Origin of the sequence: Variovorax sp. KBS0712, assembly GCF_006323185.2 — a bacterium.
GTDB classification, from domain to species: domain Bacteria; phylum Pseudomonadota; class Gammaproteobacteria; order Burkholderiales; family Burkholderiaceae_C; genus Variovorax; species Variovorax boronicumulans.
This window is the reverse complement of sequence record NZ_VCCD02000001.1, coordinates 1088540-1109341: the sequence shown is the minus strand read 5'-3', so window position 1 is coordinate 1109341 and position 20802 is coordinate 1088540. Positions and strand designations below refer to the sequence as shown.

General features: G+C 65.7%; 21 protein-coding genes. 11 read left to right on the top strand and 10 right to left on the bottom strand.

The genetic code is table 11. The features are described 5' to 3' along the window. Positions 1-158: 158 nt before the first annotated feature. From aat to FFI97_RS04945, 3 genes are read left to right on the top strand one after another with little or no spacing between them, the layout of a single operon-like run. Positions 159-914, top strand: a complete 756-nt coding sequence (aat, locus tag FFI97_RS04955) for a leucyl/phenylalanyl-tRNA--protein transferase (RefSeq protein WP_095745522.1) — start codon at positions 159-161, stop codon at positions 912-914. A gap of 6 nt (positions 915-920) precedes the next feature. After that, positions 921-1670 (top strand): arginyltransferase, encoded by a 750-nt coding sequence (locus FFI97_RS04950; protein ID WP_062478083.1) that lies wholly within the window; start codon positions 921-923, stop codon positions 1668-1670. A gap of 30 nt (positions 1671-1700) precedes the next feature. Next, the gene (locus FFI97_RS04945; RefSeq protein WP_062478081.1) at positions 1701-2525 is read left to right on the top strand and encodes an IclR family transcriptional regulator; all 825 of its coding nucleotides are present in this window, start codon (positions 1701-1703) and stop codon (positions 2523-2525) included. 107 nt (positions 2526-2632) lie between these two features. Here the strand turns inward: FFI97_RS04945 and FFI97_RS04940 are convergent, their stop codons facing one another. The 7 genes from FFI97_RS04940 to FFI97_RS04910 all read right to left on the bottom strand — a co-directional run bounded on the left by FFI97_RS04940 (position 2633) and on the right by FFI97_RS04910 (position 12065). Continuing rightward, on the bottom strand, positions 2633-3799 hold the full coding sequence (locus FFI97_RS04940; RefSeq protein ID WP_139704130.1) for a serine hydrolase: 1167 nt from the start codon (positions 3797-3799) through the stop codon (positions 2633-2635). 117 nt (positions 3800-3916) lie between these two features. Continuing rightward, a complete protein-coding gene (locus tag FFI97_RS04935; protein ID WP_062478075.1) occupies positions 3917-5455 on the bottom strand; it encodes a 2-isopropylmalate synthase in 1539 nt (512 codons plus the stop codon). A 53-nt stretch (positions 5456-5508) separates the two neighbouring features. Further along, complete coding sequence (gene leuA / locus FFI97_RS04930) at positions 5509-7212, bottom strand: 2-isopropylmalate synthase (RefSeq protein ID WP_139704127.1); 1704 nt, start codon at positions 7210-7212, stop codon at positions 5509-5511. Positions 7213-7423: 211 nt separating this feature from the next. Then, positions 7424-8248 carry a CDP-diacylglycerol--serine O-phosphatidyltransferase gene (gene pssA / locus FFI97_RS04925; RefSeq protein ID WP_062478071.1) on the bottom strand — a complete coding sequence of 275 codons (825 nt, stop codon included), beginning with the start codon at positions 8246-8248 and terminating at the stop codon, positions 7424-7426. Between the two features lie 269 nt (positions 8249-8517). Then, positions 8518-9534 (bottom strand): ketol-acid reductoisomerase, encoded by a 1017-nt coding sequence (gene ilvC / locus FFI97_RS04920; protein WP_062478069.1) that lies wholly within the window; start codon positions 9532-9534, stop codon positions 8518-8520. A gap of 148 nt (positions 9535-9682) precedes the next feature. Then, a complete protein-coding gene (ilvN, locus tag FFI97_RS04915) occupies positions 9683-10174 on the bottom strand; it encodes an acetolactate synthase small subunit (RefSeq protein WP_062478068.1) in 492 nt (163 codons plus the stop codon). A 106-nt stretch (positions 10175-10280) separates the two neighbouring features. Beyond that, a complete protein-coding gene (locus tag FFI97_RS04910; protein ID WP_062478065.1) occupies positions 10281-12065 on the bottom strand; it encodes an acetolactate synthase 3 catalytic subunit in 1785 nt (594 codons plus the stop codon). A gap of 283 nt (positions 12066-12348) precedes the next feature. On the opposite strand from FFI97_RS04910, the gene FFI97_RS04905 reads away from it, so the two are divergent. The 6 genes from FFI97_RS04905 to FFI97_RS04880 are packed head-to-tail and all read left to right on the top strand — an operon-like array spanning position 12349 to position 15802. After that, positions 12349-12915 carry an RNA polymerase sigma factor gene (locus tag FFI97_RS04905; protein WP_062478063.1) on the top strand — a complete coding sequence of 189 codons (567 nt, stop codon included), beginning with the start codon at positions 12349-12351 and terminating at the stop codon, positions 12913-12915. After that, positions 12912-13337, top strand: coding sequence for a DUF3619 family protein (locus FFI97_RS04900; protein WP_139704124.1), 426 nt, complete (start codon positions 12912-12914; stop codon positions 13335-13337). The genes FFI97_RS04905 and FFI97_RS04900 overlap by 4 nt, the downstream gene beginning before the upstream one ends. 59 nt (positions 13338-13396) lie before the next feature. Beyond that, positions 13397-14212 (top strand): DUF3106 domain-containing protein, encoded by an 816-nt coding sequence (locus FFI97_RS04895; RefSeq protein WP_260684902.1) that lies wholly within the window; start codon positions 13397-13399, stop codon positions 14210-14212. Positions 14213-14224: 12 nt separating this feature from the next. Further along, complete coding sequence (locus FFI97_RS04890) at positions 14225-14785, top strand: RDD family protein (protein ID WP_139704120.1); 561 nt, start codon at positions 14225-14227, stop codon at positions 14783-14785. Then, a complete protein-coding gene (locus FFI97_RS04885; protein WP_119552011.1) occupies positions 14782-15180 on the top strand; it encodes a diacylglycerol kinase in 399 nt (132 codons plus the stop codon). Before FFI97_RS04890 ends, FFI97_RS04885 begins: the two co-directional genes overlap by 4 nt. Positions 15181-15211: 31 nt before the next feature. Then, positions 15212-15802, top strand: a complete 591-nt coding sequence (locus FFI97_RS04880) for a TIGR00730 family Rossman fold protein (protein ID WP_139704118.1) — start codon at positions 15212-15214, stop codon at positions 15800-15802. A gap of 125 nt (positions 15803-15927) precedes the next feature. Here the strand turns inward: FFI97_RS04880 and FFI97_RS04875 are convergent, their stop codons facing one another. After that, the gene (locus tag FFI97_RS04875) at positions 15928-16266 is read right to left on the bottom strand and encodes a P-II family nitrogen regulator (protein WP_056580191.1); all 339 of its coding nucleotides are present in this window, start codon (positions 16264-16266) and stop codon (positions 15928-15930) included. Then, the gene (locus FFI97_RS04870) at positions 16263-17960 is read right to left on the bottom strand and encodes an NAD+ synthase (protein ID WP_139704114.1); all 1698 of its coding nucleotides are present in this window, start codon (positions 17958-17960) and stop codon (positions 16263-16265) included. Before FFI97_RS04870 ends, FFI97_RS04875 begins: the two co-directional genes overlap by 4 nt. A 19-nt stretch (positions 17961-17979) precedes the next feature. On the opposite strand from FFI97_RS04870, the gene FFI97_RS04865 reads away from it, so the two are divergent. Both FFI97_RS04865 and FFI97_RS04860 read left to right on the top strand, forming a co-directional pair. Next, positions 17980-19221 carry a GNAT family N-acetyltransferase gene (locus FFI97_RS04865; protein ID WP_139704112.1) on the top strand — a complete coding sequence of 414 codons (1242 nt, stop codon included), beginning with the start codon at positions 17980-17982 and terminating at the stop codon, positions 19219-19221. Between the two features lie 77 nt (positions 19222-19298). Then, positions 19299-20051 carry a hypothetical protein gene (locus tag FFI97_RS04860; RefSeq protein ID WP_070060922.1) on the top strand — a complete coding sequence of 251 codons (753 nt, stop codon included), beginning with the start codon at positions 19299-19301 and terminating at the stop codon, positions 20049-20051. 42 nt (positions 20052-20093) lie between these two features. Here FFI97_RS04860 and ppa read toward each other — a convergent pair whose 3' ends face one another. Continuing rightward, positions 20094-20621 carry an inorganic diphosphatase gene (ppa, locus tag FFI97_RS04855; RefSeq protein WP_007834256.1) on the bottom strand — a complete coding sequence of 176 codons (528 nt, stop codon included), beginning with the start codon at positions 20619-20621 and terminating at the stop codon, positions 20094-20096. Between the last annotated feature and the right edge of the window lie 181 nt (positions 20622-20802).

Below are 20802 nucleotides of genomic sequence, written 5' to 3'. Positions count from 1 at the left end.
CAAGCTGTGCACTATAGGTTTTTCGACGGGTCTTGTGGGGTTGTCTCGCGTGCCATCGGCGGTGGCACCAGGGCCGCAGCCTTGTGGACTGTTCCCGTGTGAGCGGGATTTTCCCTCAACTGGCTTGCGTTTTCGAGAAGCCGTGTATACCTGCATCCATGCGACAACTGCCTTGGCTCGAACCCGGAGATGCACTGCCCGACCCCGCTTCGGCGTGGGACGAACGGGACCCGGTGCCCGGCCTGCTGGCGGCCGGCGGCTCCCTCGATGTCGATACTCTGATGCAGGCCTACAGCCGCTGCGTCTTCCCCTGGTTCAGCGACGACCAGCCCATCCTGTGGTGGAGCCCCGACCCGCGCATGGTGCTGCGGGTGAACGACTTCCGGCTGCATCGCTCGCTGCGCAAGACCCTGAGCCGCTTTGCCGCGACGCCGGGCTGCGAGCTGCGCATCGATCACGATTTTGGAACGGTGATCCAGGCCTGTTCGCAGTCGGCGCGGGCCGGCCAGTCGGGCACCTGGATCGTGCCGGACATGGTCAAGGCCTATACGCAATTGCACCGCGCGGGGCACGCCCACAGCGTCGAAACCTGGATCGACGGCGAGTTGGCGGGCGGGCTCTACTGCGTGGCGCTGGGCCGGGCCGTGTTCGGCGAGTCGATGTTCACGCGCCGCCCCGACGCCTCGAAGATCGCGCTGGCCGGCCTGGTCGCGCTGTGCCGCCGCGCCGGCATCGCGATGATCGACTGCCAGCAGAACACCGCGCACCTGGCCAGCCTCGGCGCCCGCGAAATGCCGCGCGCGCGCTTCGTCGCGCACGTGGCCCAGGCCCGAAAACAGGAGGGCCCGCAGTGGCAATTCGACCCCGTATACTGGTCCGAACTCCTTTCCGAGCGACCTCCTCTTTCGACGTGACGTGACGTGACGCACCTCAAGGATCTTCCGCTTCACACGCTGCAGTTCTACGCGACGGCGCCCTATCCCTGCAGCTACCTGCCGGATCGCCAGGCCCGCTCGCAGGTGGCCACGCCCAGCCACCTGATCCACAACGACGCCTACTCCGACCTGGTGCTCAGCGGCTTCCGGCGCAGCGGCATGTTCACCTACCGGCCCTATTGCGACGGCTGCCGCGCCTGCATCCCGCTGCGCGTGCTGGCGCACAGCTTCAAGCCGAACCGCAGCCAGCGCCGTACTGCCAAACAGCACGCCGACCTGCAGGCGCGCGTGCTCAAGCTGTGCTTCGTGCCCGAGCACTACCAGCTCTACCTGCGCTACCAGACCGGCCGCCACTCGGGCGGCGGCATGGACCACGACAGCATCGACCAGTACACGCAGTTCCTGCTGCAAAGCCGCGTCAACTCACGGCTGGTCGAGTTTCGCGAAACCCTGCCCGACGGCAGCCCCGGCGCACTGAAGATGGTGTCGATCCTCGACGTGCTGAGCGACGGCATCTCAGCCGTCTACACCTTCTACGAGCCCGAGGACGGTGCCGGCTACGGCACCTACAGCGTGCTGTGGCAGATCGAGCAGGCCCGCAAGCTGGGGCTGCCGCACGTCTACCTGGGCTACTGGATCGAGCGCAGCCCCAAGATGCACTACAAAGCGCGCTTTTCCCCGCACGAAGTGTTGGTGGACGGCCACTGGCAGGCACCGAGCGATTTCACAAGGTAAAATGGCGCACGGTCATCACCGCATTGCGCCATGAGAAAAAACCTATCCGACGTTCCCGCCACTCCCGTCATCCAGGTCATCGAGCGCATGTTCTCGCTGATCGACGTCCTGGCCTCGCGCGAAGAAGCGATCTCGCTGAAGGAAATCAGCGAAAAGACGGGGCTGCACCCGTCGACCACGCACCGCATCCTCAATGACCTCGCGGTCGGCCGTTTCGTCGACCGCCCCGAAGCCGGCAGCTACCGCCTCGGCATGCGCCTGCTGGAGCTGGGCAACCTGGTCAAGGGCCGCCTGAATGTGCGCGACGCGGCACTGGGCCCGATGCGCGAGCTGCACAAGCTCACGCAGCAGCCGGTCAACCTCAGCATGCGCCAGGGCGACGAGATCGTGTACATCGAGCGCGCCTACAGCGAGCGCTCGGGCATGCAGGTGGTGCGCGCCATCGGCGGCCGCGCCGCCCTGCACCTGACTTCGACTGGCAAGCTGTTCCTGGCCGCCGACGATCCGCAGCGCGTGCGCAGCTACGCCACGCGCACCGGCCTGGCCGGCCACACCCGCAACAGCATTACCCAGCTGCCCGCGCTCGAGCGCGAGCTGTCGAAGGCGCGCCAGTACGGCATCGCGCGCGACAACGAAGAACTGGAACTGGGCGTGCGGTGCATGGCCGCCGGCATCTACGACGACCAGGGCAAGCTGGTGGCGGGCCTGTCGATCTCGGCCCCGGCGGATCGCCTCGACGAAGGCTGGCTGCCCAAGCTGCAGGCGACCGCCAACGAAATCTCGGGCGCGCTGGGCTTCAAGGACGGCGTGGCCGCAACGCCTGCGTCGGGCGCGAACGTGACAACGGGCGCCTGAGCGCCCGTTTGCTTTCGACTCTTTCTTCTCTGGTCTTCCCGGCGAGTCAGCCGGTTAGCCCTCCACGAGGGCTGCAGGCAGGCCGCTGAACGGCCTCTCCGCTCAGGTTAGCCAGCGACCTGGAAGCCGCGCGGACCGGAGACAGCGTGCGTGGCCTCGACCCAGCGGCGAACCCGCTCGGCGTCGGCGATGCGGCTGAACTTGCCGGCCGAATCCAGGAACACCATGATCAGCTTGCGCCCGGCCACCTTGGCCTGCATCACGAGGCACTGGCCGGCTTCAGAGATGTAGCCGGTCTTCTGCAGGCCGATGTCCCACTCAGGGCTCTTCACGAGGCGGTTGGTGGTGTTGAACTGCAGCACGCGGTTGCCGACCTCGACCTGGTATTCCGGCGACGTGGACAGCGAACGCACCGTGGCGTCGGAATAGGCTGCGTTGACCAGCAGCGCCAGGTCTTGCGCGCTCGACTGGTTGCGGCTGGACAGGCCCGTGGGCTCCACGTAGCGCGTGTCCTTCATGCCGAGCATGCGGGCCTTGGCGTTCATGATGCTCACGAAGGTCGTGAGACCGCCCGGGTAGGTGCGGCCCAGTGCGTGCGCGGCACGGTTCTCGCTGGACATCAGCGCCAGGTGCAGCAGCTCGCCGCGCGACAGCGTGGTGCCGACGGTCAGGCGCGAACGGCTGCCCTTTTCGGTGTCGACGTCGTCTTGCGTGATGGTGATGAGCTCGTCGTTCGGCAGGTGGGCCTCGCTGATCAGCAGGCCGGTCATGAGCTTGGTGAGCGAAGCGATCGGCAGCACGGCGTGGTCGTTCTTGCTGAACAGCACTTCGTGGGTGTCCTGGTCGATCACCAGGGCGACGCTCGACTTCAGATCGAGCGCGTCGTCGGTGCTGTGCAGGCCGGCCATCTGGCCAAAGGACTGGCGGGCTGGCGTCTCGACGCGCACCACCGAGCGGCGCTGCACGGCGACGACCGTCTTGCCGTTCTTCTTGTGGATGGTGGCCACGACGTTGCGGCCGCCGCGCACGACCTTGTCGGCCTGCTCAGCGCGACCGCCCCGTGCCACCTTGGAAGCAGACGCATTGCGCTGCTTCGTTTCTGCGGGGGCCTTCGCCTTCTTGGCGACGGCGGACTTGGCGGCAGCGGGTTTTTCCTTCTTCGCAGCCTGGGCGCCAGGCAGCAAAAGCGCCGAGGCGCACAGCGCCACGGCGAGGAACTTGAAGGCGGGTAGGAACCGCTGGATGGAAACTCGACGTAGACGGGTTTCAGGCATCAATAAATCTCCAGCGGCAACAAACGAGGACCGCAGTGTATCGAAATCAAAAAAGGCACGCAATATCAGTTACTTGCATCCCCTTCTTCATTCGAATACCAAGGAACGCCTCAAAACCTAACCTTGTGCCGCCACTCTCTCAGCTTGGCTCTGTAACTTGTTGAGCGCACTCAAATAAGCCTTTGCCGAAGCGACCACGATGTCGGGGTCTGCACCCACACCGTTGACCACCCGCCCTGCGTTTTGTAACCGGACTGTAACTTCTCCCTGGCTTTCCGTCGAGCCGCTGATGGCGTTTACAGAGTAAAGAACCATCTCGGCGCCGCTCTTGACATGGGCCTCGATGGCCTTGAGGGACGCATCGACCGGCCCGTTGCCGTCGGATTCGCTGGTGACTTCCTTGCCCTGGATCGTGAACACGATCTTGGCCTGGGGCCGCTCGCCGGTTTCGCTGTGCTGGGAGAGAGAAACGAAAGCAAACTGTTCACCAACGTGCGACAGCTCTTCCGCGCTGACCAGTGCCAGGATGTCCTCGTCGAAAATTTCGGACTTGCGGTCGGCCAGCTCCTTGAAACGCGCGAACGCGGCGTTGACCTCGGTTTCGCTTTCCATCGTCACGCCCAGGTCCTGCAGGCGCTGCTTGAAGGCGTTGCGACCGCTGAGCTTGCCCAGCACGATCTTGTTGGCGGTCCAGCCCACGTCTTCGGCGCGCATGATCTCGTAGGTGTCGCGCGCCTTGAGCACGCCGTCCTGGTGGATGCCCGAGGCGTGTGCGAACGCGTTGGCGCCCACCACGGCCTTGTTGGGCTGCACCACGAAGCCGGTGGTCTGGCTGACCATGCGGCTGGCGGCCACGATGTGCTGGGTGTCGATGTTCAGATCGAGACCGAAGTAGTCCCTGCGCGTCTTCACGGCCATGACCACTTCTTCGAGCGAACAGTTGCCCGCGCGCTCGCCCAGGCCGTTGATCGTGCACTCGACCTGGCGCGCGCCGCCGATCTTCACACCGGCCAGCGAGTTCGCCACGGCCATGCCCAGGTCGTTGTGGCAATGCACCGACCAGATCGCCTTGTCGCTGTTGGGAATGCGCTCGCGCAGCATCTTGATGAAATTGCCGTACAGCTCGGGGATGGCGTAGCCGACGGTGTCGGGCACGTTGATGGTGGTCGCGCCCTCGTTGATCACGGTTTCGAGCACGCGGCACAGAAAGTCGGGGTCGCTGCGGTAGCCGTCTTCGGGGCTGAACTCGACGTCGGCGATCTGGTTGCGCGCGAAGCGCACGGCCAGCTTGGCCTGCTCATGCACCTCGTCGGGCGACATGCGCAGCTTCTTTTCCATGTGCAGCGGCGAGGTCGCGATGAAGGTGTGGATGCGCCCGCGCGCCGCGCCCTTCAGGGCCTCGGCTGCGCGCGCAATGTCGCGGTCGTTGGCACGCGACAGGCCGCACACCGTCGAGTCCTTGATCGCGTTGGCAATGGCCTTCACGGCCTCGAAGTCGCCGTTCGAACTGGCCGGAAAGCCGGCTTCGATGACGTCGACCTTGAGGCGCTCCAGCAGCTTGGCGATACGCAATTTTTCGTCGCGCGTCATCGAGGCGCCGGGCGACTGCTCGCCGTCGCGCAAGGTGGTGTCGAAAATAATGAGTTGGTCGGTCATCGTGGATCTCCTTGGTTCGTTCCCACCTTGCGCGTGCGGCTGGTGCCGGTGCGTCAGGCGACTTCAGCCACCGATTGTGCGCTGCGCGCGCCCCGGCCCCTGGCCCGCTGCACCCCCGATACGATCGCCTTCAGCGAGGCCGAGATCACGTTCGCGTCGATGCCGACGCCGAACAGCGTCTGCGACTCGTCGACGCGCAGCTCGAGGTAGGCCACCGACTTGGCGTCGGCGCCCGCACCGATGGCGTGCTGGTGGTAGTCCATGACGCGCACCGTGTGGCCGGTGGCCTGGCTCAGTGCCTGCGTGAAGGCGTCGATCGGGCCGTTGCCGCGGCCTTCGATGGCGCGCGTTTCACCGTCCCACGGCAGGTCGCCACGCAGCACCACCGTGGCCTCGGCGCCCTCGCCTTCTTCCTGGATCACGCGGTGCTGCAAGGCCTTGGCGGTCTCGATGCCGTATTCGTTCACGAAGATCTGCCAGAGGTCGGCGGCGGTGAGTTCCTTGCCGCCCACGTCCATCACGCGCTGCACGACCTGCATGAATTCCATCTGCAGGCGGCGCGGCATCTCGAGGCCGTACTCGCTCTCGAGCAGGTAGGCCATGCCGCCCTTGCCCGACTGGCTGTTCACGCGGATCACGGCTTCGTAGCTTCGGCCCACGTCCTTCGGATCGATGGGGAGGTACGGAATGTCCCAGATGTCGCCGTCCTTGCGCGCGGCGAACGCCTTCTTGATCGCGTCCTGGTGCGAGCCCGAGAACGAGGTGTAGACGAGGTCACCGACGTACGGATGGCGCGGGTGCACGGGAATCTGGTTGCAGTGCTCGACCGTGGCGCGGATCTCGTCGATGTTCGAGAAGTCGAGTTCGGGCGAGACGCCTTGCGTGTAGAGGTTGAGCGCGACGTTCACGAGGTCGAGGTTGCCGGTGCGCTCGCCGTTGCCGAAGAGGCAGCCTTCGATGCGCTCTGCACCCGCCATCAAAGCCAGTTCGCCGGCCGCCGTGCCGGTGCCGCGGTCGTTGTGCGGGTGCACGCACAGCACGATCGAGTCGCGGCGCGCGAGGTTGCGGTGCATCCACTCGATCATGTCAGCGAAGATGTTCGGCGTGGAATGCTCGACCGTGGTGGGCAGGTTGACGATGCACTTGCGCTCAGGCGTCGGCGCCCAGACTTCGGTGACCGCATCGACCACGCGCTTGGAGAAGACCACGTCGGTGCCCGAGAACATTTCGGGCGAGTACTGGAAGGTCCACTTCGTGTTCGGCTGCTTTGCGGCGAAGTCGTTGAACATGCGGGCGTGGCTGCTCGCGAGTTCGACGATCTGGTCTTCGTCCATGCCGAGCACCACGCGGCGCATCACCGGGGCCACCGCGTTGTAGAGGTGGACGATGGCGCGCGGTGCACCTTGCAAGGCTTCGAAGGTGCGTTCGATGAGGTGGTCGCGCGCCTGCGTGAGCACCTGGATCGTCACGTCGTCGGGAATGCGGTCTTCTTCGATGAGCTTGCGCACGAAGTCGAATTCGACCTGCGACGCCGAGGGAAAGCCGACTTCGATTTCCTTGAAGCCGATGGCCACGAGGGTTTCGAACATGCGCATCTTGCGCGCGATGTCCATGGGTTCGACCAAGGCCTGGTTGCCATCGCGCAGGTCCGTCGACAGCCAGATCGGGGCCTTGGTCAGCACGGCATCGGGCCAGGTGCGGTCCTTGAGACCGATCGGGGCGAATGCGCGGTATTTGGCTTGAGGTTGCTTGAGCATGTCGATTTCTCTGTGATGGTTGGAACTCAACCAGCAACCCCAAAAGACAAACGGCCCGTTGCTGGTGCGAACGGGCCGTGATGAGGGATTAGCGCGTGCGCTACCGTCTCCGCCCGTGAGGGAGGGCTAGTAGGGCCAGCAGCGAAATCTTGGTCATGAGGGTTGCGAATGTAGCACAGCCTTCGCGGGCCTGTGAAGGCCCGGGGCTTCTTCAGTTGTGCAGCCCCCGCTCGTCGGGCTCTTCGGTCGACGTGCTGATCACGCTCACCGGCTGGCCCTTGGCCTTGCGCCACGCGTACACCACGTAGCCGCTCAGGCCATAGGCCACGAAGAGGCTGAACAGCACCGTCGGCGGATGGATGTTGATGACCGCGATGCCCAGCGCAATCAGAACGATCACGACGAAGGGCACGCTCTTCTTCATCTGGATGTCCTTGAAGCTGTAGAACGGCGCGTTGGTCACCATGGTGAGGCCCGCGTACAGCGTGAAGGCGAAGGTGACCCAGGTGATCTGCGTCCACGAGAGGTACAGCACCTCGCCGCCGCGCTTGCCCCATTCGTTCACGAGCCAGATGAAGCCCGCCACCAATGCCGCGGCCGCCGGGGACGGCAGGCCCTGGAACCAGCGCTTGTCGACCACGCCCGTGTTGACGTTGAAGCGCGCGAGCCGCAGCGCGGCGCAGGCGCAGTACACGAAGGCGGCGATCCAGCCCCAGCGTCCGAGGCCCTTGAGCGACCACTCGTAGGCAATGAGCGCGGGCGCGGCGCCGAACGACACCATGTCGGACAGCGAGTCCATCTGCTCGCCGAACGCGCTTTGCGTATTGGTCATGCGGGCCACGCGCCCATCGAGGCTGTCGAGCACCATCGCGGCGAACACGCCGAGCGCGGCCAGGTCGAAGCGCGCGTTCATGGCCATCACGACCGAGTAGAAGCCGCCGAACAACGCCGCCAGCGTGAACAGGTTCGGCAGGATGTAGATGCCCTTGCGACGCTTGCGCGGCTGCGCGTCGTCGGGGACGGTGTCGTCATGCATTGAATTGGCCTCCGTCCCTCGTGGGAACTGCCCGGTCAGCTATCCATTCGATAGCATCTTGGTCTGTGAATCGCATGCTTCGCAGTGTAGTTCAGGGGACCCGTGCACTCCCCTTCAAACAAAAGGGCCACCGCGACGGGTGGCCCTCTGATTTGCGTGCTTCAAAGGCGGCCGAGGCGGCCGCCGCCGGGCCGCCCAAGGCGAGCCGCGCCTCCCCCCTCGGGGGTGGCAAATTACACGCAGCGAAGCGGAGTGAAAAGCCGGGGGCTTTAGTTCCGGGTCTGGTCGACCAGCTTGTTCTTCTTGATCCAGGGCATCATCGCGCGCAGCTTTTCGCCGACGACTTCGATCTGATGCTCAGCGTTCAGGCGACGGCGGCTGATCAGCACCGGCTGGCCGGCAGCGGCTTCGAGCACGAAGCTCTTGGCGTATTCGCCGGTCTGGATGTCCTGCAGGACCTTCTTCATGGCCTTCTTGGTCTCGTCGGTCACGATGCGCGGGCCCGTGACGTACTCGCCGTATTCGGCGTTGTTCGAGATCGAGTAGTTCATGTTGGCGATGCCGCCTTCGTAGATCAGGTCGACGATCAGCTTCAGCTCGTGCAGGCATTCGAAGTACGCCATTTCGGGCGCGTAGCCGGCTTCCACCAGCGTTTCGAAACCAGCCTTGATCAGCTCGACCGTGCCGCCGCACAGAACCGCTTGTTCGCCGAACAGGTCGGTCTCGGTTTCTTCGCGGAAGTTGGTCTCGATGATGCCGGCCTTGCCGCCGCCGTTGGCGGTGGCGTAGCTCAGCGCGAGGTCACGCGCCTTGCCGCTCTTGTCCTGGTGCACCGCGATCAGGTGCGGCACGCCGCCACCTTGCGTGTACGTGCCGCGCACGGTGTGACCCGGAGCCTTGGGAGCGACCATCCACACGTCGAGGTCGGCGCGCGGCTGCACGAAACCGTAGTGCACGTTGAAGCCGTGCGCGAAGACGAGCGAAGCGCCTTCCTTGATGTTCGGGGCCACGTCGTTCTTGTAGACGGCGGCGATCTGCTCGTCGGGCAGCAGGATCATGACGACGTCGGCCGACTTCACGGCGTCAGCGACTTCAGCGACCTGCAGGCCGGCCTTGCCGACCTTGTCCCACGAAGCGCCGCCCTTGCGCAGGCCGACCACGACCTTGACGCCGCTGTCGTTCAGGTTCTGCGCGTGCGCATGACCTTGCGAGCCGTAACCGATGATGGCAACCGTCTTGCCCTTGATGAGGCTCAGGTCCGCGTCCTTGTCGTAATAAACCTTCATGATGTTCTCCAGATAGATATGCGAGTTGCAGTGTGTTGTTGTGCCGTTCGTCCTGAGCCTGTCGAAGGGCTCAATGCAGTCCCCGCTTGCGCGGAGGCTTCGACAAGCTCAGCCCGAACGGGCAACGACTGAGCTCCGAATCATGGTGTCAGACCCGCAGGATGCGCTCGCCGCGCCCGATGCCGCTGGCGCCGGTGCGCACCGTCTCGAGGATGGCGCCGCGGTCGATCGCTTCCAGGAAAGCGTCGTTCTTGCCGTGATCGCCAGTCAGCTCGATGGTGTAGCTCTTGTCGGTCACGTCGATGATGCGGCCACGGAAGATTTCCGCCATGCGCATCATTTCCTCGCGTTCCTTGCCCACCGCGCGCACCTTCACCATCATGAGCTCGCGCTCGGTGTAGGCGCCTTCGGTCAGGTCGACCACCTTCACGACCTCGATGAGGCGGTTCAGGTGCTTGGTGATCTGCTCGATCACGTCGTCCGATCCGTTGGTGACGATGGTCATGCGCGAGAGGCTTGCGTCCTCGGTCGGCGCCACGGTCAGCGATTCGATGTTGTAGCCACGGGCCGAGAACAGGCCCACCACGCGGGAAAGAGCACCTGGCTCGTTTTCCAGCAGCACTGCAATGATGTGTTTCATGTTGGCGTGACTCCTCTTTTCGCCGCCCTCCCCCATGCACGGTAATGCATGGGCTTGGCGGGCAATAGATTCGTCAGTAAAAAGTTGAGCGAACGAACGTTCCGGATCAGAGATCTTCGGAACCCAGCAGCATCTCGGTGATGCCCATGCCGGCCTTGACCATCGGGAACACGTTCTCGGTGGGGTCGGTACGGAAATCCATGAACACCGTACGGTCCTTGAGCTTGCGCGCCTCGCGCAGCGCCGGCTCCACGTCTTGTGGACGCTCGATCAGCATGCCGACGTGGCCATAGGCCTCGGCGAGCTTCACGAAGTTGGGCAGCGCGTCCATGTAGCTGTGGCTGTAGCGGCCGGAGTATTCGATCTCCTGCCACTGGCGCACCATGCCCAGGTAGCGGTTGTTGAGCGAGCAGATCTTGATCGGCGTGTTGTACTGCAGGCAGGTCGACAGCTCCTGGATGCACATCTGCACCGAGCCTTCGCCGGTGATGGTGAACACTTCCGAATCGGGCTTGGCGAGCTTGATGCCCATGGCGTAGGGAATGCCCACGCCCATGGTGCCCAGGCCGCCCGAGTTGATCCAGCGGCGCGGCTCGTCGAAGCGGTAGTACTGGGCGGCCCACATCTGGTGCTGGCCGACGTCCGACGTGATGTACGTGTCGGCGTCCTTGGTCATGTTCCAAAGGGTCTCGACCACGAACTGCGGCTTGATCACGTCCTTGTTGTCGCGGTCGTACTTGAGGCAGTCGCGCGAGCGCCAGCTTTCGATGGTCTTCCACCAGTCGGCCAGCGCACCGGCGTCGGGCTTGGTGGTGCTCTCGCGGATCATCGAGATGAGCTCGGTGAGCACGTCCTTCACGTCGCCGACGATCGGAATGTCGACCTTCACGCGCTTGGAGATGCTCGACGGGTCGATGTCGACGTGGATGATCTTGCGTTCGTTCTGCGCGAAGTGCTTCGGGTTGCCGATCACGCGGTCGTCGAAGCGCGCGCCCACGGCCAGCAGCACGTCGCAGTTCTGCATCGCGTTGTTGGCTTCGATGGTGCCGTGCATGCCCAGCATGCCCAGGAACTTGCGGTCGCTCGCCGGATAGGCGCCCAGGCCCATCAGCGTGTTCGTGACGGGGTACCCCAGCATGTCGACCAGCGTGCGCAACTCGTTCGTGGCATTGCCCAGGAGCACGCCGCCGCCGGTGTAGATGTAGGGGCGCTTGGCCGCCAGCAGCAGTTGCAGCGCCTTGCGGATCTGCCCGCCGTGGCCCTTGCGCACCGGGTTGTACGAGCGCATCTCGACCTTGTCGGGATAGCCGCTGTACGGAATCTTCTTGAAGGACACGTCCTTCGGCACGTCCACCACCACGGGGCCGGGACGGCCGCTGCGTGCGATGTGGAAGGCCTTCTTCATCGTCATGGCCAGATCCTTCGGATCCTTGACGAGGAAGTTGTGCTTGACGATGGGACGCGTGATGCCGACCGTGTCGCATTCCTGGAAGGCGTCCAGGCCGATCGCGGCCGTCGGCACCTGGCCGGAAATGATCACCATCGGGATCGAGTCCATGTACGCCGTCGCGATGCCGGTGACCGCATTGGTCAGGCCGGGACCGGAAGTGACCAGTGCCACGCCGACTTCGCCGGTGGCGCGCGCATAGCCGTCGGCTGCGTGCACGGCGGCCTGTTCGTGGCGCACCAGCACGTGCTGGATGGTGTCCTGCTTGTAGAACGCGTCGTAGATGTAGAGAACCGCGCCGCCCGGGTAGCCCCAGATGTACTGGACGCCTTCGGCCTGCAGTGCCTTGACCAGCACTTCAGCGCCCATGAGTTCTTGCGTGGTGTTGCCGGCGCCAGAGGACGCGGCTGCTGCGGAAGCGAGTTCCGCCTTCGAGATTTCCATGATCAACCTTTGTGTTTTTTCGGGAACGAAAAACCTTGGGTGCCCCTTGCCAGCCCTTGTGGGGCCGCGCCAGGACTTGAGGCCAAAGCCATGAGCGGACTGATGTTCCGCCGGACCGTGACCCGTTTGCCTTTTGACTTGCAAGGCGGATTATGACACTACCGGCGCGTTCAGACTCGCTTCAGGTGCCCTGTCTTGGCACAAAGGCATAATCCGCGGCATAAAAACATGAGCGTTCGCCAAACATCCTCCCCACGCGGCGCGTCCCGCCGCCCCCTCTCATTTGGCTACTGAACACGAACTCTCCGACTTCCTGAAAAACGTCGAACGACGGGCCTTCAAGCGCTCGGTCTATCACGTGCGGGACGAAGAAGCGGCCTTGGACATCGTGCAGGACAGCATGATGAAGCTGGCCCAGCACTACGGCGACAAGCCTGCCGAGGAACTGCCGATGCTGTTCCAGCGCATCCTGTCGAACTGCACGCTCGACTGGTTCCGCCGCCAGAAGACCCGCCGCGCCCTTTTTTCCAACCTGAGTGACTTCGAACCGGCCGACAACGGCGAAGATTTCGACCTGCTGGAGAACTTCGTCTCGCCAACCGACTCCAGAGAATCGGAGAGCGCCGAAGACACCACCCGCCGCAGCCAGGTCTTTCACGAAATCGAAGAACAGATCGCGGCTTTGCCCGGCCGTCAACGCGAGGCTTTCCTGATGCGTTACTGGGAGGAAATGGACGTCGCAGAGACGGCCGCCGCAATGGGCTGCTCCGAGGGCAGCGTCAAAACCCATTGTTCGCGAGCTGTCCACGCTCTGAGCAAGGCGCTCAAGGCCAAGGGAATATCGCTATGAACACTAAGGTTCCAACCTCTCAATCCAACGCTGCAGAAGACCGCTTCGGCCAACGTCTGGCGGCCCGGCTGTCGGACGGCAATCAAGCGTTGCCGCACGACATCAGCGAGCGTCTGCGCGTTGCCCGTTCGCAGGCCGTGGCCGCGCGCAAGCAGGCGCCGCAGCTGCGCACGGCGCCCGTGGCAGTCCAGTCGGGCCACACGGTCACGTTGGGCGGCAGCTGGTGGACCCGCATCGGTTCCGTGGTACCTCTCATCGCCCTGGTGGCCGGCCTGATCACCATCAGCGTGATGCAGGACGACGACCGCGCCAGCGAACTCGCCGAGGTCGACTCGGCCCTGCTGACGGGCGACCTGCCGCCCGCCGCCTACACCGATCCCGGCTTCGCCCAATTCCTGAAGTCCGACAGCGCCTCCGACTGAACACCTTGCCCGACCGAATGCGACGCCGCTCCGTTTCCCGTGCGAAAGCCCTGCTTCCGTTGCGCCCGCTCCCGGCGGGCGCCGTCGTTTGGGCGGGTGCGCTGGCAGCCGCCGCCTTCGGCCTGACGCTGGCCGATGCACAGACGCTGCCCGAAGCCGCCAAGCCCGCCACGCACGCCGCAGCCACCAATGGCGCATCAAGCCCCAAGGCCGTCGCCACGACCAAGCCCCTGTGGAGCGACCTGAGCACCGAGCAGCAGCATGCCCTGAAGCCGCTGGCGTCGCACTGGAACACGCTGAACATCGGGCAAAAGCGCAAATGGCTGGCGCTGTCGCGCAACTACGCGAACATGCCCGCCGACGACCAGGTCACGCTGCACAGCCGCATGATCGAATGGGCAGCGCTGAGCAACCAGCAGCGCGCCCAGGCCCGCCTGAATTTCGCCGAGGTCAAGCGCATCCCCGCCGACGAGCGCAAGCTCAAGTGGGAGCAGTACCAGGCGCTGAGCGAAGAAGAAAAGCGCAAGCTCGCCGAACGCGCCCCGCCCAAGCCGCGGGGTGCCGCCCTGCCGGTGCGTCCGGTCTCTTCGCAGAAGCTCGTGCCCGTGCCGGCCGTCACCCCACCCGGGCAGCACACGCCCCGGATCGTGCCGGCCACGCCCCCCACGCCCGTGCTGCCGCCATCGGCCATCGTGGTGAGTTCGCCGGCGACGCCACCTGCCGCCGCGGAACGCACCGCCGTGCCGGCCAGCACCGTCGTCGCTCCGGCGGCGTCGGCACCGAGCAGCCTCACGCCGCCGCCGGTGCCCGCCGAGGCCCAGGTGCCCGCGCCGTCTGCGGCCACGGCGCCCGCGGCCTCGTCCTCCGCCCCCTGACCGAAGGTTTCGATGGTTTCCAGTTCTCCCGAGGCCTCGGGACCCGGTCAATCGGCCTCGCCCTCTTCATCCAGCCCCAACGCTCCCGCGGTGCCCGGCCTGTGGCGCCGCATGGCCTGCTGGCTCTATGAAGGCATGCTGCTGTTCGCGGTCGTGTTCGTGTCCGGCTGGCTGTTCAGCACGCTGGGCCAGATGCGCGACGCCATGGACGAACGGCGGCACCTGCTGCAGGCCTTCCTCTTCGTGGTGTTCGGCGTCTACTTCGTCTGGTTCTGGGCCAAGGGCCAGACGCTGGCCATGAAGACCTGGAACATCCGCATCGTCGACCGCCACGGCCGCCCCGTCACCCAGGGCCGCGCACTGGCGCGCTACCTGCTGAGCTGGGTCTGGTTCCTGCCGCCGCTGGCCGCCATCGCCCCGTTCAAGCTGTCGGGCGGCGAGTCGACCGTCCTGATCTTCGGCTGGGTCGCCATCTGGGCGCTGCTGGCCCGTTTTCACCCCGAGCGCCAGTTCTGGCACGACGCCTGGGCCGGTACGCGGCTCATCACCTCCAAGCCGATGAGCCGCCAATGAGTGCCCTGCCCGACCCCGCCGTGAACCCGCAGAAGGCCCGCAAGGGCTTCGAGCGCGTCTGGCATGCCACCCTGATCTCGCTGCACGGCCTGCGCGCCGGCTGGAGCGAGCCGGCGTTCCGCCAGGAAGCCATCCTGTCGATGCTGATGATCCCGGCCGCCTTCTGGCTCGGGCGCAGCTGGGTCGAGGTGGCGCTGCTCGCCGGCAGCGCCGTCCTGGTGATGATCGTGGAGCTGCTCAACACGGCGGTGGAAGCCGCCATCGACCGCATCGGCCCCGAATGGCACGACCTCTCCAAGCGCGCGAAGGACATGGGCAGCGCCGCCGTCCTGCTGTCGCTCACGCTGTGCGGAGGCATCTGGGCCGCGGCCCTGTGGCAACGCTTCGTGTCATGAACGGGTCCGCCGCCTGCGGCATGATCGCAGGATGACCCCTGAATTTTCGATTTGCGTGTATTGCGGCTCGCGCCCCGGCGAGCGCCCCGAGTTTTCCCAGGCCGCCCAGGCCGTGGGCCAATGGATCGGCAGCCACGGCGGCCAGCTCGTCTACGGCGGTGGCCGTACCGGCCTGATGGGCACGGTGGCCGAGGCCACCCGCCTGGCCGGCGGCCGCGTCGTCGGCATCATTCCCAAGGCCCTGGTCGACAAGGAACTGGCCAACCCCCTGTGCGACGAGCTGCACGTGGTCGACACCATGCACGAGCGCAAGGCCATGATGGGCGAGCGCGCCGACGCCTTCCTCGCGATGGCGGGCGGCATCGGCACCTTCGAAGAACTGTTCGAGATCTGGACCTGGCGCCAGCTCGGCTACCACGACAAGCCGACCGGCATTCTCAACACCGCCGGCTACTACGACGGCCTGCTGAGCTTCCTGGCGCACAGCGTGCGCGAGGGGTTCATGGGCGAATGGCAGATGGACCTGGTGCGCACCGGCACCGACGTGCCCGAGTTGCTGACCGCGCTGCGCGCCGAAGTCCCCCTGCACCCCCGCGACGACAAATTGTCAGAAAACCTCTGAGCCCCAAAGGCCGCTGGAGCCCCTTCCAGCGAACACCGCGGAACCGGCTTTGCCGGGCCGCAGGTGTTGCCCCCGGTAGGGGGTTGGCGAAGCGACACGAAGTGCGCGAAGCCTGGAGGCGAGCTCTAAACTGCGTTTTCGTTTTCTTCGCCGGTACGGATGCGCACGATGCGCTCCACCTCGGTCACGAAGATCTTGCCGTCGCCGATCTTGCCGGTGCGCGCCGAGCTCACGATGGCCTCGATGCAGCGCTCCACGTCGCTCTCGTTGACGACCACTTCGACCTTCATCTTGGGCAGGAAGTCGACCACGTACTCGGCGCCGCGGTACAGCTCGGTGTGGCCCTTCTGGCGGCCGAAGCCCTTGACCTCGGTCACCGTGAGGCCGGTGACACCCACCTCGGCGAGGGCTTCGCGCACGTCCTCGAGCTTGAAGGGTTTGACGATGGCGGTGATCTGCTTCATGGTTTTTGTGCTCCGGCGGTTTCGTTGAACTTGCTGGTGATAGGGTAACGCCAATCCTTGCCGAAGCTTCGGTGGGTGACCCGGATGCCTACGGGCGCCTGGCGCCGCTTGTATTCGTTGATCCTGATGAGCCGCGCAACCCGCTCGACCACCGCGCGGTCGTAGCCCGCGGCAATGATCTCGTCGATGCCTTCATCGTCCTGCATGTAGCGTGCCAGGATGCCGTCCAGCACGTCGTAGGGCGGCAGGCTGTCCTGGTCGGTCTGGTCGGGGCGCAACTCGGCGCTCGGGGGCCGCGTGATGATGCGCTCGGGAATCGGTGCCACCCCGGTGCCGTACGGATCATGGGCATTGCGCCAGCGCGCCAGCGCGAACACCGTGGTCTTGAGCAGGTCCTTGATGACCGCGAAACCGCCCGCCATGTCGCCGTAGAGCGTGCAGTAACCGGTGGCCATCTCGCTCTTGTTGCCGGTGGTCAGCACGATGGCGCCGAACTTGTTCGACAGCCCCATGAGCAGCGTGCCGCGGATGCGGGCCTGGATGTTCTCCTCGGCCGTGTCTTCCGGCCGGCCCGCGAACTCCCCGGCCAGCGCGGCCTTGAAGGACTCGAAGGTGTGTTTGATCGAAATTTCGTCGTAGCGCACGCCCAGCCGGCCAGCCATGTCGCGCGCGTCGATCCAGCTGATGTCGGCCGTGTAGGGCGACGGCATCATCACCGTGCGGACCTTGCCCTTGCCCAGCGCGTCGACTGCGATCGCGAGCACCAGCGCCGAGTCGATGCCGCCCGACAGCCCCAGGATCGCGCCCGGAAAACCGTTCTTGCCGACGTAGTCGCGCACGCCGAGCACCAGGGCGTCCCACAGCTGCGCCTCGGCGTCGCGCGGCGCGGCAATGGCCGACGGGTCGGCCACGACGGCGACGCCGCCCTGCGCCCCGCGCGCGAGCTCCATGAAGACCAGCTGCTCGCGAAAGCTCTCGGCCTGCGCGGCCAGCGCGCCATCGGCCTGCAGCGCGAACGAGGCGCCGTCGAACACCACCTCGTCCTGCCCGCCCACCAGGTGCGCGTAGACCAGCGGCAGCCCCACGGCGCGTGCACGGTCGGCCATGCGCGCCACGCGCTCGCCTTCCTTGCCCACGTGGTACGGCGAGGCGTTGATCACCGCCAGCACCTCGGCACCGCCGGCGCGCGCCAGCTCGGCCGGCGCGTCGAACCAGGCGTCCTCGCAGATCAGCAGGCCGACCGACACGCCGCCCGCCTCGAACACGCAGGTGCCCTGCCCCGGCGTGAAGTAGCGGCGCTCGTCGAACACCTGGTAGTTCGGCAGCTCGCGCTTGGCGTAGGTTTCGAGGATGCGGCCTTCCTTGATGACGCTGGCCGCGTTGTGGCGCAGCTGCACGGCCACAGATCGGCTGCGCAGACTGCCGCCGCTGGGATGCCCCACCACAACGACCATGTCTTTGAGGTCGGCCAGCGCGGCGGCGATGCCTTTCACGGCATCATCACAGGCTTCGGTGAAGGCGGGACGGAGGAACAGGTCCTCCGCCGCATAGCCGGCAATCGAGAGTTCGGGTGTCAGCAGAAGGCGCGCGCCTTGCGCGTAGGCCTCGCGTGCGGCGCCGACGATCTTCTGCGCATTGCCGACGAGGTCGCCCACCACAAAATTGAGTTGCGCGATGGCGAGCTTGAGCGTCATACAGAAGGAAGAAAAAGGCTTGAACGATTATGTCATTCGGGTTCTGGCGTCGCCGTCGGACATCGACCCGCAAGCCTGGAACGCCCTGCTCGCCGCGCAGCCCGAGCCCTCGCCCTTCATGCGCCACGAATACCTCGCGGCGATGCACGACAGCGGCAGCGCCTCGCCCGAGCGCGGATGGACGCCGCAGTTCATCACGCTGTGGCGCGGCGAGGTGCTCGAAGCCGCCTGCGCGCTCTACCTCAAGGACCATTCCTACGGCGAGTACGTGTTCGACTGGGCCTGGGCCAACGCCTACGAGCAGCACGGGCTGGCCTACTACCCGAAGGCGGTGGTGGCGGCGCCCTTCACGCCCGTGCCCGGCGCCCGGCTGCTGGCACGCGACGCGCCAAGCCGCACGCTGCTGGTGCAGGCGCTGGTGGCAGTCTGCAAGGAACAGGAACTTTCGTCTTTGCATCTGCTGTTCGGCGCCGACGCCGACATCGCCGCGTGCACCGAAGCCGGGCTCATGCGGCGCCATACGGTGCAGTTTCACTGGACGAACGTGGCCCCCACGCTCGGCACTGACGTGTCCTCGCCGCCCCCCGAGGGGGCGCGTTTCGCCTTGGGGCGGCCCGGCGGCGAAACCGAACCCGGCTACACCAACTTCGACGCCTTCCTCGCCAGCCTCTCGCACGACAAGCGCAAGAAGATCCGCCAGGAGCGCCGCAAGGTCGCCGAGGCTGGCGTCAGCTTCCGCTGGTCGCGCGGCACCGACATCGCCGCCGCCGACTGGGATGTCTTCTACCGCTGCTACGAGCGCACCTACCGCGAGCACGGCAACCCGCCCTACCTCACGCGCGATTTCTTCCAGCGCATGGCCGACACGTTGCCCGAGGCGTGGCTGCTGTTCGTGGCGGAGCGCGACGGGCACCCCATCGCGACCAGCCTGATCGCGCTCTCCACCGACGAAGCCCAGCCGCTGGTGGCCTACGGCCGCTACTGGGGCGCGCTGGAGCGCGTCGACTGCCTGCACTTCGAGGCCTGCTACTACCAGCCCATCGCCTGGTGCATCGCACACAACGCGGTGCGCTTCGAAGGCGGCGCGCAGGGCGAGCACAAGATGGCCCGCGCGCTGATGCCGGTGCGCACCACCAGCGCTCACTGGCTCGCGCACCCGTCGTTCGCCGATGCCGTCGAGCGCTTCCTCGAGCGCGAAGGTGCGGGCATCGAGAACTACATGGACCACCTCGGCGAACGCAGCCCGTTCAAGGCGACCTGAGCGGCGCGGGAGCGCCGGGGGCTGCTATAAAGCCGCCCGGCACTCAAACAACCACACACAACACACAGGGAGCACCGATGCCATTCGTCGGACTGGGACTGCACATCCTCATCGCGCTGTACTTCGCCGTGCATGCCATGCGCCACGGCAAGCAGATGTACTGGCTCATCATCCTCTTCAGCTTTCCGCTGCTCGGCAGCATCGTGTACTTCGTGGTCGAGTACCTGCCGGCCTCGCGCATGCAGCGCACCGCGGGCAAGGTGGCGAACGCGGCCATCGGCTTCATCGACCCCGAGCGCGAATACCGCGCCGCCGCCGAGGCCTACGACCTGGCGCCCACGGCGCAGAACAAGCTGCGCCTGGCCAAGGCGGCGCTGGACCGCGGCCAGGCGGCCGATGCCGTCGGGCACTACCGCGACGCGCTGAAAGGCCCCTTCGCTTCCGACCCCGAGCTGCAGTTCGGTCTGGCCAGTGCGCTGATCGCCGAAGGCAGCCCGGCCTCGGCCCGCGAAGCCTCGCAGGCACTGCGGAGCCTGCGTGCCACACGCGACGACTACCGCAAGGACGAGGTTGCCGTGCTGAACGCCCGCGCGCTCGCCGCCGAGGGCCGCACGCCGGAAGCGCGCGAGGCCTTCGAGGCGGCGCTGAGCAGCTACAACACGGTGGAAACGCGCGCCCGCTACATCGCATGGCTGGCGCAGCAAGGCGACACCGCCGGTGCGCAGCGCCATTGGAACGAGCTGCAGCAGGCGGCGCGCCACTGGAACGCGCATGCGCGGGGCGTCAACCGCGAATGGATGCGGCTGGCCGGGGATGCGGTCCGGGGCTGACGGCCCGGAGCATCCAGGCCGTCTTTCAAGCGAAAGAAAAAATTACTTCTTGTACGCGGCGATGCCGTCAAGAACTTCCTTCTTGGCGGCGTCGATGCCTTCCCAGCCCAGCACCTTGACCCACTTGCCGGCTTCCAGGTCCTTGTAGTGCTCGAAGAAGTGGCTGATGGCCTTCAGGCGCATCGGATTCACGTCGTCGACCGACTTCCAGTGGCTGTAAATGGGCAGCACCTTGTCGGTGGGCACGGCCAGCACCTTGCCGTCGACGCCGGCTTCGTCTTCCATCATCAGGATGCCCAGGGGGCGGCAGGGCACGACCACGCCCGGCAGCAGCGGGTACGGGGCGATCACCAGCACGTCGACCGGGTCGCCGTCGCCCGACAGGGTCTGCGGCACGTAGCCGTAGTTGGCCGGGTAGTACATGGCCGTCGTCATGAAGCGGTCCACGAAGATCGCGCCCGATTCCTTGTCGACTTCGTACTTGATCGGGTCGGCGTTCATCGGGATTTCGATCACGACATTGAAGGCGTCGGGGACGTTCTTGCCGGGGGAGACTTTGTCGAAGGACATGACGTTTTTCGAGTAGTTGAAAAGTATGAGACGGATGGGGACAAACCCGGAGTTTACTTTCCGTGTCACGGGCCGGTCGCACGCGTGTGTGTTTTTGCCTGTAAATTGCAAGCGTTGGCCAATCGGCTCCGCACCTTCGGTGCAGTGAGCTTCGAGGAAGCAACGCGGCGGAGAACATGGT